Here is a 13,607-nt window from a genome sequence, read left to right as displayed (position 1 = left end):
TAATAGGGTGGCTGTTAGATCGCTTTCGCGAGCAAGCCCGCTCCCACACTTGAATGGGTTCACAATTGCAACTGTGTGAACCCGATCAAATGTGGGAGCGGGCTTGCTCGCGAAGGCGTCAGTACAGCCACCTCAATCTACAGCCTTAGTCTTCCAGCAGTTCTTCAGCCTGACCCAGGATGTTTTCCAGGGTGAAACCAAACTCTTCGAACAACGCTGGCGCCGGCGCCGACTCACCGTAGGTGGTCATGCCGATCACGCGGCCTTCCAGGCCCACGTACTTGTACCAGTAGTCGGCGTGAGCCGCTTCGATGGCAATACGCGCGCTGACCTGCAGCGGCAATACCGATTGCTTGTAGCCGGCGTCCTGGGCTTCGAACACGCTGGTGCACGGCATCGATACAACACGCACCTTGCGGCCTTGTTCGGTGAGCTTGTCGTACGCCTGAACGGTCAGGCCCACTTCGGAACCGGTGGAGATCAGGATCAGCTCCGGCTCGCCAGCGCAGTCCTTGAGCACGTAGCCGCCACGGCTGATGTCGGCGATCTGCGCGTCGGTACGCACTTGGTGTTGCAGGTTCTGACGCGAGAAGATCAGCGCCGAAGGGCCGTCCTTGCGCTCGATGGCGTGCTTCCAGGACACGGCGGATTCGACCGCGTCGGCTGGGCGCCAGCAATCCAGGTTCGGCGTGGTACGCAGGCTGGTCAATTGCTCGACCGGCTGGTGCGTCGGGCCGTCTTCGCCCAGGCCGATGGAGTCGTGGGTGTACACATGGATCACCCGCTTCTTCATCAGCGCGGCCATACGCACGGCGTTGCGCGCGTATTCCATGAACATCAGGAAGGTCGCGCCGTAAGGCACCAGGCCGCCGTGCAGGGACACGCCGTTCATGATGGCGCTCATGCCGAACTCGCGCACGCCGTAGTACATGTAGTTACCGCTGGCGTCTTCCGCCGAAACACCTTTGCAACCTTTCCACAGGGTCAGGTTGGAACCGGCCAGGTCAGCCGAACCGCCGAGGATCTCAGGCAGCAGCGGGCCGAAGGCATTCAGGGTGTTCTGGCTGGCTTTACGGCTGGCGATGGTCTCGCCCTTGGCCGCGACTTCGGCGATGTAGGCCGAGGCTTTTTCCGAGAAGTCGGCAGGCAGGTCACCGGCCAGGCGACGCACCAGTTCGTTGGCCAATGCCGGGAATTCGGCGGAGTAGGCAGCGAAACGCTGGTCCCACTCGGCTTCGGTCGCCAGGCCTTTTTCCTTGGCGCTCCACTCGGCGTAGATGTCGGCCGGGATTTCGAACGGGCCGTGGTTCCACTTCAGCGCTTCGCGGGTCAGGGCGATTTCCGCGTCACCCAGCGGGGCGCCGTGGCAGTCTTCTTTACCTTGCTTGTTCGGCGAGCCGAAACCGATGGTGGTCTTGCAGCAGATCAGGGTCGGCTGCTCGCTTTTGCGCGCGGTGTCGATGGCGGTCTTGATCTCTTCCGGATCGTGGCCGTCCACGTTGCGGATCACTTGCCAGTTGTAGGCTTCGAAACGCTTCGGGGTGTCATCGGTGAACCAGCCTTCGACTTCGCCGTCGATGGAGATGCCGTTGTCATCGTAGAAGGCAATCAGCTTGCCCAGGCCCAGGGTACCGGCCAGGGAAGCGACTTCGTGGGAAATGCCTTCCATCATGCAGCCATCACCGAGGAACACATAGGTGTGGTGGTCGACGATGTTGTGGCCAGGGCGGTTGAACTGCGCGCCCAGTACTTTTTCAGCCAGCGCGAAACCAACCGCGTTGGCCAGGCCTTGGCCCAGGGGACCGGTGGTGGTCTCGACGCCTGGGGTGTAGCCGAATTCCGGGTGGCCCGGGGTGCGGCTGTGCAGCTGGCGGAAGCTCTTGAGGTCATCAATAGTGACGTCGTAGCCGGTCAGGTGCAGCAGCGAATAAATCAGCATCGAGCCGTGGCCGTTGGACAGCACGAAGCGGTCACGGTCGGCGAACGACGGGTTGCTCGGGTTGTGTTTCAGGTAGTCACGCCAAAGTACCTCGGCGATATCCGCCATGCCCATCGGGGCACCGGGATGGCCGCTGTTGGCTTTTTGCACGGCATCCATGCTGAGGGCACGAATGGCGTTGGCACGCTCACGACGGCTGGGCATCGCTGATCTCCTGGGGTTTGAATATAGAAACCGAAAAAAGGACCGGCATTTTCCCTCAGCCACCGCCTGCGGGCAATGACAGATAGTCACTTGACGGTGTTTTTCCTGCGCATTGCCCGGCAATCGCTTGCAGAAACGCCCCACGGCTTCGTCTAAAGGTTATAGCGGTGGCTTATAACCGCCACTTATCGACCAATATCAAAACTTTTTGATATTGGCCTTGCAGGGATTTACACCCATCACTAGACTGCTGGCCTTATGAACCTACCCGTGCCCTCCCTGCGTCCTGACGATGGCGATGAGCTGGCTGCCTTATGCAAGGCCGCTGGTGATCCGTTACGCCTGAACGTACTGCGCGCACTGGCCAACGACTCCTTCGGGGTACTGGAACTGGCGCAAATCTTTGCGATTGGCCAGTCCGGCATGAGCCACCACCTCAAGGTACTGGCCCAGGCCGAGCTGGTAGCCACCCGCCGTGAAGGCAATGCGATTTTTTACCGCCGCGCCCTGCCCCACACCGAGCTGCTCGGCGGCAAGCTGCACAGCGCTTTGCTCGAAGAAGTCGACAATTTGAGCCTGCCGGCGGATGTGCAGTCGCGCATCGCCCAGGTCCACGGGCAACGGGCCGCCGCCAGCCAGGACTTTTTCTCTCGGGTTGCCGAGAAGTTTCGCGCCCAGCAGGACCTCATCGCCGGTTTACCGCAATACCGCGAGAGCGTACTGGCGCTGTTGGACAAGCTGAGCTTCAGTAATGAGGCGACGGCGCTGGAAGTCGGCCCTGGCGACGGCGGTTTCCTGCCGGAACTGGCGCGCCGCTTTCAGCAGGTGACGGCGCTGGACAACAGCCCGGCGATGCTCGAACTGGCGCGCCAGCTGTGTGAGCGCGAAGCCCTGGGCAATGTCAGCCTGCAGTTGGCAGACGCGTTGAATGACACCAGCCTGCGGGCCGATTGCGTGGTGCTGAACATGGTCCTGCACCATTTCGCCGCCCCCGCCGACGCCCTCAAGCAGATGGCAAACTTGCTACAACCCGGCGGCAGCCTGCTGGTTACAGATTTATGCAGCCACAACCAGAGTTGGGCCAAGGAGGCCTGCGGTGATCTCTGGTTGGGTTTTGAACAGGACGATCTGGCCCGTTGGGCCACCGCTGCGGGACTCGTTCCCGGGGAAAGCCTCTATGTAGGTTTACGTAATGGTTTCCAGATCCAGGTCCGCCATTTTCAGCGGCCGGCTGGCGACACTCACCATCGGTAAATATCAGGAAATCATCGAGATGAGCGAATACTCCCTTTTCACCTCCGAGTCCGTGTCTGAAGGGCATCCGGACAAAATCGCCGACCAGATTTCTGACGCGGTGCTGGACGCCATCATTGCTGAAGACAAGTTCGCCCGTGTGGCGTGCGAGACTCTGGTGAAAACCGGCGTGGCGATCATCGCCGGTGAAGTCACCACCACGGCCTGGGTCGACCTGGAACAGATCGTCCGTGACGTCATCACCAAGATTGGCTACAACAGCTCCGACGTCGGCTTCGACGGCGCGACCTGTGGCGTGATGAACATCATCGGCAAGCAGTCCCCCGACATCAACCAGGGTGTGGACCGCGCCAAGCCTGAAGATCAGGGCGCTGGCGACCAGGGCCTGATGTTCGGCTACGCCAGCAACGAAACCGACGTGCTGATGCCAGCGCCGATCACCTTCTCGCACCAACTGGTGCAGCGTCAGGCCGAAGCGCGTAAATCCGGCGTGCTGCCGTGGCTGCGCCCGGACGCCAAGTCCCAGGTGACCTGCCGTTACGAAGGCGGCAAAGTGGTGGGCATCGACGCCGTTGTACTGTCGACCCAACACAACCCGGACGTGTCCTACGCCGACCTGCGCGAAGGCGTGATGGAGCTGATCGTCAAGCACGTGCTGCCTGCCGAGCTGCTGACCAAGGACACCCAGTTCCACATCAACCCGACCGGCCAGTTCATCATCGGTGGCCCGGTGGGCGACTGCGGCCTGACCGGCCGCAAGATCATCGTCGACAGCTACGGCGGCATGGCCCGTCACGGCGGTGGCGCGTTCTCGGGTAAAGACCCCTCCAAGGTTGACCGTTCCGCCGCCTACGCCGGTCGTTACGTGGCCAAGAACATCGTGGCGGCCGGCCTGGCCGAGCGTTGCGAAATTCAGGTTTCCTACGCTATCGGTGTGGCTCAGCCTACGTCGATCTCGCTGAATACCTTCGGCACCGGCAAGATCAGCGACGACAAGATCGTCAAGCTGGTGCGTGAGATCTTCGACCTGCGCCCTTACGCGATCACCACCATGCTCGACCTGCTGCACCCGATGTACCAGGAAACCGCAGCCTACGGCCACTTCGGTCGTACCCCTGCGCAGAAGACGGTCGGCGACGACACCTTCACCACGTTCACCTGGGAAAAAACCGACCGCGCCAACGACCTGCGCACCGCTGCAGGCCTGTAATCACTCGCGGCACACCAAGCCCCGCAGGGTAAACCCTGCGGGGCTTTTTATTGGCCGGATGATTAACGGGAGAGCAGGTCAACAAAGGCTGTAACAAACTGGCTGGCTCCCAGGCCAAGGTCGACGCCAAGCAGCAAACACAGGAAGCCAAGCGGGATAAGAACGAGGCGGTGAAGGCCGTGGGCGGCCTGTTCAAGTCACTCGAAACACCCGGTAAAAAGCCCCGCAGCGTCGGGGCTTTTTTGTGGCCGCCTGGATCACTTAGGCTGGGCGCCCCTTCCGAGCAAGGATGCTCATGATGCGTTTACTGATTGCTCTTTTCTTCAGCGGCCTGCCTTTGTGGGCCTGGGCAGACAATTGCCCCGAGGACGCCCGATCACAGGTCGACACCCTGGCCGAACAAATCAAACTTTGGGATGACAGCTACCACCGGCTTGGCCAATCACCGGTCAACGATGAACTCTATGACCAGGCTCGCCATCGCCTGGCTCAGTGGCGATCGTGTTTTACTCGGTTAACAAAAGCCACCGACAACCCATTGGCCAGTTCACGGGGCACGCGGGCTCACCCGGTCGCGCACACCGGCCTGGAAAAGCTGGTCGATGAAAAGGCTGTCGATGAGTGGCTCGGAACCCGACAAGACGTATGGATTCAACCCAAGGTCGACGGGGTTGCAGTGACGCTGGTGTATCACCAGGGTCGGCTGAGCCAACTCATCAGCCGAGGTGACGGCCGGCTCGGCCAGGATTGGTCAGCCGTCGCGCGCAAGCTCCCCGGCATCGTCCAGCGACTGCCGGAACCCATCAACCTGGTGCTGCAAGGCGAACTCTATTGGCGCCTTGACGATCATGTGCAGTCAGAACACGGCGGGGTAAGTGCCCGCAGCAAGGTGGCCGGGCTGATGAATCGTCGCCAGCTGAGTGACGCTGACGCCGCTGGAATCGGCTTGTTCGTGTGGGCCTGGCCCGACGGCCCGGCAGACTTCACCACGCGCCTGGCCACCTTGGCTCGCTGGGGGTTTGCCGACAGCCGTCGCTACAGCCAGCCCATCCAGAACATGACGGATGCCGCGCACTGGCGCAGCTACTGGTACACCCATCCACTGCCATTCGCCAGCGATGGCGTGGTGTTGCACCAAGCGTCATACCCGCCGGCCAAACGCTGGCAGACCGGAACGCCTTACTGGGCGGTCGCCTGGAAGTACCCGGTGACCAAAGCGCTGGCCATGGTGCGCAAGGTGCACTTCAAGATCGGCCGCACCGGGCGCATCACCCCCATTCTGGAACTGGACCCCGTGCGGCTGGACGATCGGCAAATTCGCCGCGTCAACGTCGGCTCCCTGAAACAGTGGCATGCGCTGGATATCCGTCCTGGCGATCAGGTCTCCATCAGCCTTGCCGGCCAAGTGATTCCGCGGTTGGACCAAGTGATCCTGCGCAACAAGACAAGGGTGGCGGTGCAGGTGCCGGATGCGCGGGACTTCCACGCGTTGAGCTGTTGGCAACTGGACCCGGGGTGCGAGGAGCAGTTGCTCGCCCGTCTGACCTGGCTGAGCAGCAATCAAGGCCTGTCCTTGCCGCATATAGGGCGCGAAACCTGGAACGCTTTGATCCAGGCCGGTCTAATCGCAGGCTTTCTCGATTGGCTGACCCTGGATGCGGCAGAGCTTGCTAACATTGACGGCTTCGGTGAGCGCAGCCGTGCCCGGGTGCTCGACAGCCTTCAAAGCGCTCGGCAACGGCCCTTTGCGCAATGGCTCAAAGCGCTGGGCGTACCGCCTTCGGCACGTAACGACCTGGAGGGCGGCTGGCAGACCCTTGCCGCCAGAGACGTCCAGGCCTGGCTGGCCACCGACGGTATTGGCCCGGGCCGCGCGGCGCAATTGAGCGCTTTTTTTCGCGACCCGCAAGTACAAGCATTAGCTGAAACATTACGTGTGGCCGGGATTGACGGGTTTTAAGCCCAGCCCGGCCACCTTTAACCCCGGCAGAATTCACCCTGCCAACCGATTGCGACCTTGGAGCCTTACATGAAATTTCTAGCCCCACTAGCCTTGTTGACCGTCGCAAGCTTCATGACCGCGCCGCTGCTGGCTGCCGAAGAAGTCCCGGAACTTACCGGCTGCGCCGCCAAACGCCAAGCCATCAGCGCCCAAATCGAACAGGCCAAGGCCCATGGCAACAGTGAACAGCAAGCCGGCCTGGAAAAAGCCTTGAGCGAAGTCACCGCCCACTGCACCGACGCGTCCTTGAGGAAAGAGCGCGAGAACAAGGTGCTCGACGCCAAACACGAAGTCAGCCGCCGTCAGGCTGACCTCGACAAGGCAATGAAAAAGGGTGACGCGGACAAGATCAACAAACGCAAAGACAAGCTCGCCCAGTCCCGCAAGGAACTGCAGGACGCCGTCGAAGAACTCGACAAGTAAAACCGATCAGTGGTCCCGAAACTGTTTATGGCAGGCTGTGCAGGCATCTTCGACCTTCTGCACCGCCGGCCCCAGGTTACTGGCTTTGTAAGGTTGCAGTTGGCTTGCGATCACCAATTCACCGGTGGCCGCTTCAAGGCTGCGGGCCAACTCCTGGAAGCGTGCCTGCTGTTGCCACACGTTGTCCTTGGCGCTGGTGTGATCTTCTTCACGCACGCTCGGGAAATGCTTCCACGGTTCGTGGGACAACGCATCGAGCTTGACGGCGCCTTCGGCGAACTTGGCGCCGTCGAACGGGATACGCCCGCGCAACATGCCGCCCAGGTCTTCGCCGGTTTTGAGCATCTGCTTGAAGATCGCCTTGCGTTGGCCCAGGGGCGAATTCGGATCGACACCGCCGCAAGCGGACAAGGTCAGGCAGGCCAGCAATACCACGGTCAGTTTTTTAAAAGTCATGTTGGCTTCAAGGTCACGGGAAACGGCGGCCAGTATCCTCGCCCCGCCCGCAAAGACCAATAGCCCTATTAATAATAAGGGTTGCCTGAATGCGCCACGGCGCGGGCAACCGCTTCAGGAATTGCTTGTATGACTATCACGTTGAAACCCTGGAGCCGCCGCCTGGCGTTGGCTCTGCCGATGATGGCGTTGTTGGCCGGATGCGATGGCGGTAAAGAAGCCCACAAAAAAGAGGAAGCAGCCAAACCCCATGCGGTCGCCACCTATGTGAGCGCACCGTGGGAAGCCCTGCCAGCCGTCTCCGACAGCGATCTGCTCGCCGGGTTTGAATCCTGGCGCAGCGCTTGCCAACGCCTCAAGGCCGACCCGGTATGGGGCGCCACCTGCGCAGCGGCAGCCACCGTGCCGGGTGACGCCGTGGCGGTTCGCAGTTTTCTCAAGGAACGCCTGGATGTATTCGGCTTGCGCTCGGCCGACAACACGCCGAACGGTCTGATCACCGGCTACTACGAGCCGGTCTACCCCGGCAGCCTGACCGAAACCGCCACGGCGCATGTGCCGGTTTACGGCGTGCCGGATGACCTGATCATCGTCAACCTGGAAAGCATCTACCCGGAACTCAAAGGCAAGCGCCTGCGCGGCCGTCTCGAAGGCCGTGTACTCAAGCCCTATGACGATGCCAGTACCATCAACGGCCAGGGCTCCACGGCCAAGCCGATTGCCTGGCTGACGAACCCGATGGACCTGCAATTTCTACAGATCCAGGGATCGGGGCGCATTCAACTGGCGGGCGGGCGTCAACTGCGCGTCGGTTATGGCGACCAGAACGGCTACCCTTACCGACCGATCGGCCGCTGGCTGGTGGAGCAAGGCGAGCTGAAAAAAGAAGACGTGACCATGGGTGCCATCAGCGCCTGGGCCAAGGCGCACCCGCAACGAATCCCGGAACTGTTGGCGAGCAACCCCAGCTACGTGTTTTTCAGCGCCCGCCCGGACAGCAATGAAGGCCCGCGTGGTTCGCTGAATGTGCCGCTGACGGCGGGCTACAGCGTGGCCGTGGATCGCAAGGTGATTCCGCTGGGCAGCCTGCTGTGGCTGTCGACCACCCAACCCGATGGTTCACCCATCGCCCGCCCCGTCGCCGCACAGGACACGGGCGGCGCCATCACCGGCGAAGTGCGCGCGGACTTGTTCTGGGGCACAGGTGATGCAGCGGGTGAATTGGCCGGCAACATGAAGCAGCAGGGGCAGATCTGGATGTTGTGGCCCAAGGGTGCAGCGTTGCCGCAGGTGCCGGACGCACCCGCCGGGACCTGAAGACCACTGAAGATCGAATGTGGGAGCGGGCAAGCCCGCTCCCACATTGAAATCGCGTCAGCCTTTAGATCGAGACAAAAAAGAAACTCGCAATCAGCGCCATGCCCACGAACCACACCAACGAGCGCAGCATCGCCCAGTCCGCCAGGTAGCAAATGATGTACAGCAGGCGGCTGGTGATAAACAACACTGCCAGCACATTAATGGTCACCAGCGACGCCGTACCGGCCAGGTGCGCAATGATCACCGCCGCCGCAAACGCAGGCGTCACTTCAAAGCTGTTGAGCTGCGCGCTGTGGGCGCGTTTGGCGAACCCTTCGAGCGTGTCCAGAAAAGCCCGCGGGTCATGGTTCTGGCGCGGCCCGAACTTGCCACCGCTGAACTTGGCCAGACCCGTGCACAGGTAAGGCAGAAAAATTGCAACCAACACACACCAGAATGCCACTGTCATCACAGATTCCTTTTGTCGTTTTAGTCAGCGGTTAGAGTTTTAGCACTAAAAATGCGCAGCCGCACTTAACCGCTATGAGCCGTGCCGCACCGAAAGGTTCTATCGTCTTTTGCTGCGTGATTTGCAACATCCCGCCACGACTGCGGTCCATCCCCCCATTAATAATCGCTCACCCTCTTCCAAGGACTCCGGATGCTTGAACTTGTCGCCGCCTTCATCTGCCTCACCACCCTGCTCACCTATGTGAACTTCCGTTTTATCGGCCTGCCGCCCACCATCGGCGTGATGGTCACGGCCCTGTTGTTTTCCCTGATCCTGCAAGGCCTGAGCGTTATCGGCTACCCCGGCCTGGAAACGCGGATCCAGCAATTGATCGGCCAGATCGACTTCGGCGATCTATTGATGAACTGGATGCTGTCATTCCTGCTGTTCGCCGGCGCATTGCACGTCAACCTGAATGACCTGCGCAGTTATCGCTGGCCCATCGGCTTACTCGCAACCTTCGGCGTACTCATCGCCACCGGGGTGATTGGCAGCCTGGCGTACTACATCTTTGCCTTGTTTGGCTGGCACGTGAGCTTCCTTTACTGCCTGTTGTTCGGCGCATTGATCTCCCCTACCGACCCGATTGCAGTGTTGGGTGTGCTGCGAACCGCGAACGCATCGAAACCCCTGAAAACCACCATCGTCGGCGAGTCGCTGTTCAACGACGGTACGGCCGTCGTGGTCTTTACCGTGCTGCTGGGCATCGCACAGTTGGGCGAAACGCCAACCGTCGGCGCCACCGCCATGCTGTTTGCCCATGAAGCCATTGGCGGCGTGGTATTTGGCGGGCTCATCGGTTACCTGGTGTACCTGATGATCAAGAGCATCGAGCAGCACCAGATCGAAGTGATGCTGACGCTGGCCCTGGTGATTGGCGGCTCGGCGATGGCGAGCGAGCTGCACGTTTCCGCGCCGATCGCGATGGTGGTGGCCGGGCTGATCATCGGCAACCTGGGCCGCAAACTGGCGATGAACGACATGACCCGGCGCTACCTGGATGGTTTCTGGGAACTGCTCGATGACATGCTCAATGCCCTGCTGTTTGCGCTGATCGGCATGGAGCTGCTGCTGTTGCCGTTCAACTGGCTGCACGTGTTCGCGGCCAGCTTGCTCGCCGTAGCGATCCTGCTGTCACGCCTGCTGACCGTGGCCCCGGCGATTCTGTTGCTGCGCCGCTGGCGCACAGTCCCACGCGGCACCATCCGTATTCTGACGTGGGGTGGCTTGCGTGGCGGGGTTTCGGTGGCACTGGCCCTGGCCCTGCCGCTGGGCCCGGAACGCGACCTGTTGCTGAGCATCACCTACATCGTGGTGCTGTCGTCGATCCTGTTGCAGGGGTTGAGCATCGGCAAGCTGGTCAAACGTGTGACCCGGGACGAACCCCAGGCCACGCCTGAGCCTCACTGACCCTTGTTGATCTGCTGCGGATGCCTCGGGTCCGCAGCCGCTTTGCCCGGCAAACTGCTTTCGCTGCGAATCTGCGCATGGCTGATCAGCGCAAAGATAAAACTGCCGCCGATGATGTTGCCCGCCAGCGTCGGCCCGGCAAACACCAGCCAGAAGTCTTTCCACGGCAGTTCACCGGCAAACACCAGGTACGACACTTCTGCCGAGCCGACGACGATGTGGGTGAAATCCCCCAGCGCCATCAGGTAGGTGATCAGGATGATGATGAACATCTTCGCGCTTTCCATGGACGGGATCATCCAGACCATGGTGGCGATCATCCAGCCGGAAATAATGCCTTTGGCAAACATCTGGCCAGGGTCGTTTTCCATGACTTTGCGGCCTATCTCAAGGAAGGCCATGTCGGTCTTGGTGTCGAAAATCGGCAGGTGCAGCATCACATACGCCACCAGCAAGGTGCCGCACAGGTTGCCCACCAGCACCACGGTCCACAGCCGCAACAGGCGCCCGGTATTGGCCAGCGTCGGTTTGCTCATCACGGGTAGCACGGCGGTCAGGGTGTTTTCGGTGAACAGTTGCTGGCGCGCCAGGATCACCGCCAGGAAACCCGCGCAGTAACCGAAGCTGGCAATGACCTTGAACCCTTCACCGTCCGGCAGCCGTGAGTTGAGCAGGCCCATGCCCATCAACGACAGGCCCATGGTCAGCCCGGCAGCCAGTGCCGACCACCACAACGCGGCGACAGTGCGCTCCAGCTCCTGATCGCCCTGGGTACGGATGATTTCATGCAGAACCGCCGCGCGGGGCGGCTGGTTCTTGTCGACGTCGTGCTGTTCTTCTTGCGACAGGTTGGGGGTTTTACCGTCTGCTTGAGTGGCCATGATGTACCGAGTCCGAGGAGTGCTTTTAGCTACGACACGCCGCGGCAGTGGCTGTTCAGTGGCCAGGCAACAAAACCGGTATGCGCCAGGCTTTGGCCATCTCTACCGTGGTTGAACTGTGCGGTGTACTCCAAGGCTTATTGCGGGCTTTGTAGTACTTGATTATGCCGTTGAGCACACTATTGAACTGCGCCGACGTCGTTGCGTCAGCCAGGTCACGCACCGCACGGTTCAACAGTTCGACATTGGCGGCCGGCTGGCCGGGACGGTACAGCGATGGGTAAATGACCTCTCGGGTAAAGTTTTCAGCCTTCACCGCAATATCGCGCCGGTGCATGTGGGCTACGCCACTGGCCATGACCTTGGACAACGGTGAGGCACTTCCCGATTTCTGTTTAGCCGCCACTTGCAGCAGTTGCTGAAAATTGCGCTGGCCCGCAGCGTTAAGGCGCCGCCCCAACCACTCGATATGCTCGGGCCGACGCGCTAGCGCATCCAGATTACGCAGCGCCGAAGTCACCGCTGGCGTGAACACCAGAGACGTACGGGCTTGATTGGCTTGCGTGATCGCACTGTCCAACGCTTGCAGCGCCTGCTGCGCGCTCTTTCGAAACAACACTGCCGCAGCGCCGGCCGGGTCCTTCTGCAGTTGATCCTGCACGCTGGCCAGCATTTTATCGTCCATCGCCAACACGGCATCTTCCAAAGAGGCAAACGAATGCGGCTCACGCACTAGTGCACGTTTTTCCAGGTGCCCCGCCACCGTTTGACGAGCCAGGGCCTGAAGGCGCTGTTTCTGCTCGGGGGTCATGGTGAAGTTGACGGTGCCATTGAGCAGGCCGCGAAAGTCGCCTTTGTCCGTGTTCAGCGGCAAGGTAACGGTCTGATCGGCATACCCTTTAAGCCGCTCCTCTTGGAAGGCATCGGCCGCCGCGTGTGGCGTACCGGTAAAGACGTCGCCAAGATGACTGGAAAAGCCGCCGCTTGTTTGCGCCGCTGTCGCCTTTTCGGGCTCGAATTTGACGACCAGCGATTCGTCCTTGCCCAACGGGCTCTCTTGGAACGATCGCTCAATGACGCCGGGAGCCGGGGTGTTGACGAGCAGACCACCGTCCTGAAAGGCCGTGACTTCGGCCGCCGCCTGGAACCCATGGCCTTGCTCGGCCGGGCTCTTGAACAGCCCCGGCAGCGAACCGGAGATATGGGCTGCGTGGGCGATGTCCATATCCGGGGTCAGGCTGGCGTTGAACACCACCAACTGCGGTCGCCCATCGAACATGCCCGTACCGGTGATGTTGAGTTGCTTGATCGCCGGGACGTGACGGCTGAGCACCTCAAGGTCGCGAAACGTCGGCGCCCCTCCCGCGCTGAGCCGGTCGGCGATTTTCATGACGTCGGCGGGTCGGGTGGCCCGGGGCATGCCCGCGATATGGGCAAGAATCGACTTGCGCGACGCGTTGCGCATCATCTCTTCCAAGGGCTGCGCCTTGGTTTGCAGGCGCGGCAGCATAGTCAGCAGCAGCTGGGAAATATTGCCGGCGGGGCCGGGCAGTCGTCCGGCGAGCGTGCCAAGCTCTGAGCTGAGCGTTTGCAGCTTGGCGATCAATGGGTCTTTGCTATTGAGCAAGCCAGGCAAGTCAATACTGTTCGACAGCGCGCCGAATGCGTTGGCGTCCATACCACTGGCAAGCAACGTTGCGGAAATAGCACCCGCCGAAGAGCCGGAAATTACCTTAATGCCTTGCAGCTGTTTGGCTTCTTCAAGCGCCTGCACCAGCCCTGGAAAGGCGATGCCCTTGGCGCCACCGCCGCTGAGCACCAGATGGGTGGGCGGAGGCGGCGACAGCATCACCTCCACCCGTCCATCGCTATGGCGATACACGCTCAGATTGCGCTCGCCCACACCTTTTACCAGCGGCGTTTTCACCTCCTGACCGATGTTTTGAGGCAATGGGGGTTGAATCGGTGCAGCCGAACCGGAAACTTTCATACAGGGCTATCTCTACAGATTGTAGTCC

General features: G+C 61.0%; 11 protein-coding genes. 6 read left to right on the top strand and 5 right to left on the bottom strand.

The genetic code is table 11. The annotated features are described in order from the left end of the window. Positions 1–145: 145 nt before the first annotated feature. A complete protein-coding gene (gene tkt / locus JFT85_RS18050) occupies positions 146–2,143 on the bottom strand; it encodes a transketolase (RefSeq protein WP_201230236.1) in 1,998 nt (665 codons plus the stop codon). A 258-nt stretch (positions 2,144–2,401) separates the two neighbouring features. On the opposite strand from tkt, the gene JFT85_RS18045 reads away from it, so the two are divergent. From JFT85_RS18045 to JFT85_RS18030, 4 genes are all read left to right on the top strand, one after another. Then, positions 2,402–3,397 carry an ArsR/SmtB family transcription factor gene (locus JFT85_RS18045; protein ID WP_053258424.1) on the top strand — a complete coding sequence of 332 codons (996 nt, stop codon included), beginning with the start codon at positions 2,402–2,404 and terminating at the stop codon, positions 3,395–3,397. A 19-nt stretch (positions 3,398–3,416) separates the two neighbouring features. Next, complete coding sequence (gene metK / locus JFT85_RS18040) at positions 3,417–4,607, top strand: methionine adenosyltransferase (protein WP_069552005.1); 1,191 nt, start codon at positions 3,417–3,419, stop codon at positions 4,605–4,607. A gap of 295 nt (positions 4,608–4,902) precedes the next feature. Continuing rightward, positions 4,903–6,567, top strand: coding sequence for an NAD-dependent DNA ligase LigB (gene ligB / locus JFT85_RS18035; RefSeq protein WP_187601233.1), 1,665 nt, complete (start codon positions 4,903–4,905; stop codon positions 6,565–6,567). A 69-nt stretch (positions 6,568–6,636) separates the two neighbouring features. Next, positions 6,637–7,032, top strand: a complete 396-nt coding sequence (locus tag JFT85_RS18030; RefSeq protein ID WP_053258427.1) for a DUF1090 domain-containing protein — start codon at positions 6,637–6,639, stop codon at positions 7,030–7,032. Positions 7,033–7,038: 6 nt separating this feature from the next. On the opposite strand, the gene JFT85_RS18025 is transcribed toward JFT85_RS18030, so the two are convergent. Then, positions 7,039–7,488, bottom strand: coding sequence for a c-type cytochrome (locus JFT85_RS18025; protein ID WP_053258428.1), 450 nt, complete (start codon positions 7,486–7,488; stop codon positions 7,039–7,041). 129 nt (positions 7,489–7,617) lie between these two features. Between JFT85_RS18025 and mltA the strand changes: the two genes are divergently transcribed. Next, on the top strand, positions 7,618–8,805 hold the full coding sequence (gene mltA / locus JFT85_RS18020; protein WP_053258429.1) for a murein transglycosylase A: 1,188 nt from the start codon (positions 7,618–7,620) through the stop codon (positions 8,803–8,805). A gap of 64 nt (positions 8,806–8,869) precedes the next feature. Here mltA and JFT85_RS18015 read toward each other — a convergent pair whose 3' ends face one another. After that, positions 8,870–9,256, bottom strand: coding sequence for an MAPEG family protein (locus tag JFT85_RS18015; protein ID WP_053258430.1), 387 nt, complete (start codon positions 9,254–9,256; stop codon positions 8,870–8,872). Between the two features lie 192 nt (positions 9,257–9,448). Between JFT85_RS18015 and JFT85_RS18010 the strand changes: the two genes are divergently transcribed. Then, positions 9,449–10,708 (top strand): cation:proton antiporter, encoded by a 1,260-nt coding sequence (locus JFT85_RS18010; RefSeq protein ID WP_053258431.1) that lies wholly within the window; start codon positions 9,449–9,451, stop codon positions 10,706–10,708. On the opposite strand, the gene JFT85_RS18005 is transcribed toward JFT85_RS18010, so the two are convergent. Both JFT85_RS18005 and JFT85_RS18000 read right to left on the bottom strand, forming a co-directional pair. Beyond that, positions 10,702–11,589: a formate/nitrite transporter family protein gene (locus JFT85_RS18005; protein WP_069552003.1), complete on the bottom strand. Its 888-nt coding sequence runs from the start codon at positions 11,587–11,589 to the stop codon at positions 10,702–10,704. The genes JFT85_RS18010 and JFT85_RS18005 overlap by 7 nt on opposite strands. 55 nt (positions 11,590–11,644) lie before the next feature. Continuing rightward, positions 11,645–13,579: a patatin-like phospholipase family protein gene (locus JFT85_RS18000; RefSeq protein ID WP_201230234.1), complete on the bottom strand. Its 1,935-nt coding sequence runs from the start codon at positions 13,577–13,579 to the stop codon at positions 11,645–11,647. Between the last annotated feature and the right edge of the window lie 28 nt (positions 13,580–13,607).

Origin of the sequence: Pseudomonas sp. TH04 (assembly GCF_016651355.1) — a bacterium.
Taxonomy (GTDB): domain Bacteria; phylum Pseudomonadota; class Gammaproteobacteria; order Pseudomonadales; family Pseudomonadaceae; genus Aquipseudomonas; species Aquipseudomonas fluorescens.
The sequence above is the reverse complement of the archived record's forward strand: the minus strand, read 5'-3'. Positions and strand labels throughout refer to the sequence as shown.

Coding starts and splice junctions, on each gene's coding strand:
- JFT85_RS18030 (WP_053258427.1), top strand. CDS start 6,637: ATGAAATTTCTAGCCCCACTAGCCTTGTTGACCGTCGCAAGCTTCATG.
- JFT85_RS18045 (WP_053258424.1), top strand. CDS start 2,402: ATGAACCTACCCGTGCCCTCCCTGCGTCCTGACGATGGCGATGAGCTG.
- JFT85_RS18015 (WP_053258430.1), bottom strand. CDS start 9,256: ATGACAGTGGCATTCTGGTGTGTGTTGGTTGCAATTTTTCTGCCTTAC.
- JFT85_RS18010 (WP_053258431.1), top strand. CDS start 9,449: ATGCTTGAACTTGTCGCCGCCTTCATCTGCCTCACCACCCTGCTCACC.
- JFT85_RS18000 (WP_201230234.1), bottom strand. CDS start 13,579: ATGAAAGTTTCCGGTTCGGCTGCACCGATTCAACCCCCATTGCCTCAA.
- JFT85_RS18005 (WP_069552003.1), bottom strand. CDS start 11,589: ATGGCCACTCAAGCAGACGGTAAAACCCCCAACCTGTCGCAAGAAGAA.
- metK (WP_069552005.1), top strand. CDS start 3,417: ATGAGCGAATACTCCCTTTTCACCTCCGAGTCCGTGTCTGAAGGGCAT.
- tkt (WP_201230236.1), bottom strand. CDS start 2,143: ATGCCCAGCCGTCGTGAGCGTGCCAACGCCATTCGTGCCCTCAGCATG.
- JFT85_RS18025 (WP_053258428.1), bottom strand. CDS start 7,488: ATGACTTTTAAAAAACTGACCGTGGTATTGCTGGCCTGCCTGACCTTG.
- mltA (WP_053258429.1), top strand. CDS start 7,618: ATGACTATCACGTTGAAACCCTGGAGCCGCCGCCTGGCGTTGGCTCTG.
- ligB (WP_187601233.1), top strand. CDS start 4,903: ATGATGCGTTTACTGATTGCTCTTTTCTTCAGCGGCCTGCCTTTGTGG.